General features: G+C 70.3%; 3 protein-coding genes. All 3 read left to right on the forward strand.

All coding sequences use genetic code 11. From position 1 onward, the window contains the following. Positions 1–660, forward strand: a 660-nt coding sequence (locus tag G7A99_RS18530; protein WP_240466342.1) for an ATP-binding protein, incomplete at its 5' end; no start/stop codon positions are given. A gap of 37 nt (positions 661–697) precedes the next feature. Continuing rightward, positions 698–1,375: a response regulator gene (locus G7A99_RS18535; RefSeq protein WP_163142966.1), complete on the forward strand. Its 678-nt coding sequence runs from the start codon at positions 698–700 to the stop codon at positions 1,373–1,375. 134 nt (positions 1,376–1,509) lie between these two features. After that, the gene (locus G7A99_RS18540) at positions 1,510–2,004 is read left to right on the forward strand and encodes an EF-hand domain-containing protein (protein WP_163142969.1); all 495 of its coding nucleotides are present in this window, start codon (positions 1,510–1,512) and stop codon (positions 2,002–2,004) included. The last annotated feature ends 149 nt before the right edge of the window (positions 2,005–2,153 follow it).

The following is a 2,153-nucleotide window of genomic DNA, read 5'->3' on the forward strand; positions in this document are numbered from 1 at the left end:
TTCATGGCGGATATCTCCCATGAGCTGCGCACGCCACTGTCGGTGCTGCGGGCCGAGCTGGAGGCCATGGAGGACGGCGTGCGCCCGCTCACCCGTGAGTCCCTGACGGGCCTGCAGGGCAGTGTCGCCACGCTGAGCAAGCTCGTCGACGACCTCTACGAGCTCTCGCTCTCCGACGCCGGCGCGCTCAACTACCGCATGGAGGTGCTGGACCTCGCCGAACTGGCGAGAACGGCCGCAGGGCAGTGGCGTGCGCGGATGGCCGATGCCGGTCTCAGGCTGGCGCTGACGGTGCCCGGGCAGCCGGTGACGGTTACCGCCGACCGTGGCCGTATCGGTCAGCTCCTGGGCAATCTGCTTTACAACAGCCTGTCCTATACGGACCGCGGCGGCGAGGTGCACCTGTCCCTGGCCACGGAGGGTGGCGAGGCCGTGCTGCGGCTGGAGGATTCCGCGCCGGGCGTGCCCGCCGAGGCCCTGGAGCGGCTGTTCGAGCGGCTCTACCGGGTCGAGGGCTCACGCAGCCGCTCCAGCGGCGGCGCCGGCCTGGGGCTTGCGATATGCCGTAACATAGCTGTGGCCCACGGTGGTCGAATCGAGGCCTATGCAGCGCCCGCCGGCGGTGTCGGCATACGGCTGACGTTGCCGCTGGCGGGCTGAACGACGGGACATGACTCAACCAGGAGGGTACCGGGGCATGAGTGGATGCATCCTCATCGTCGAGGACGAGCCCCAGCTGGCGGGGCTGCTGGCCGACTACCTGCGTGCGGCGGACTACGAGCCGCACGTGCTGGGCGACGGCCGCGAGGTCGTCCCGTGGGTCCGCGCCAATCAGCCCGATCTCGTGCTCTTGGACCTCATGCTCCCCGGCGAGGACGGCATGAGCGTGTGCCGCGCGATCCGCGGCTTCAGCGACGTGCCGGTGGTCATGGTCACCGCCCGGGTGGAGGAGATCGACCGTCTCCTCGGCCTGGAGCTCGGCGCCGACGACTACATCTGCAAGCCCTTCAGTCCCCGCGAGGTGGTCGCCCGGGTCAAGGCCATCCTGCGCCGGACCCGCAGCGACGCGCCTGCCGGTGCGGGGCGGGGGCTGGTCGTGGACGAGGCCGGCTACCGTGCCAGCCTCGACGGCGAGCCGCTGTCGCTGACACCGGTGGAGTTCCGCCTGCTCGCCACCCTCGCCGGGCACCCGGGCCGGGTGTTCTCGCGGGACCAGCTCCTCGATCACCTCTACGACGATCACCGCGTGGTGACCGACCGCACCGTGGACACCCACGTCAAGAACCTGCGCCGCAAGATGGCCGTTATCCGCGGCGACCAGGAGCTGATCCGCTCCGTCTACGGCGTGGGCTACCGCCTCGAGGCCCTGGGCTGAGGTTCGGGCCCGGCGGCGTTTCACATTCTCTCCCCGATTCGCGCATATTCCCTCCACGGCCCGTGCCCAGAATCGTCTGCGAGGTCGCGGTGAATCGCGGCCGTGAAAGTCGCAGCAAGTACGGGAGATGACTCATGCACAAGGGCAAGTTTCTGATCGGTGCCGCCGTCCTCACCGTTGCCGTGGCGGGTCTGGCCAACGCCGGCCCGGATCGCCGCGGGCATTTCGGTGCGCCGGGAATGATGGGGATGGGGCCGGACGACCTGCCGATGAGTGTCCAGGCGCTCAAGGAGCGCCAGGCCGGGCGCTTCTCCGAGGCGGACGTCAACGGCGACGGCCGGCTCGACGCCGACGAGATGCAGGCGCTGATGATGCGCATGCGCGCCGAGCGCCGCATCCAGCGGCTCGACAGCGACGGCGACGGCGCCGTCAGTCAGGAGGAATTCGCCTATCCCATGGAACGGCGTCTGATGCGCATGGACCGCAACGGCGACGGGCGCATCGACGAAACCGAGGCGGCGTCAGGGCGCCGTGGCTGGCATGGCGACCACGATCGCCGAGGCGACTGCCGGGACGACGACCGTCGCCCCCGCCGTGGTGACAGCCGCTGGGACGACGACCGCGACTGATGCCGTCCGAATCGCCGGTGGCGGTCCCGGCCCCGTCACCGGCGTCCTTTTCCACCCGGACTGTGTGGGTGTCGGCCGGGCTGTCGCGGCGGGGGGCTGTATTGCGGGTCAGCCCCTCGCCGCCGGCAGGTTCAGCATCACCACGCCGG

The sequence above is a fragment of the Arhodomonas sp. KWT genome, from assembly GCF_010993615.1.

Coding starts and splice junctions, on each gene's coding strand:
- G7A99_RS18535 (WP_163142966.1), top strand. CDS start 698: ATGAGTGGATGCATCCTCATCGTCGAGGACGAGCCCCAGCTGGCGGGG.
- G7A99_RS18540 (WP_163142969.1), top strand. CDS start 1,510: ATGCACAAGGGCAAGTTTCTGATCGGTGCCGCCGTCCTCACCGTTGCC.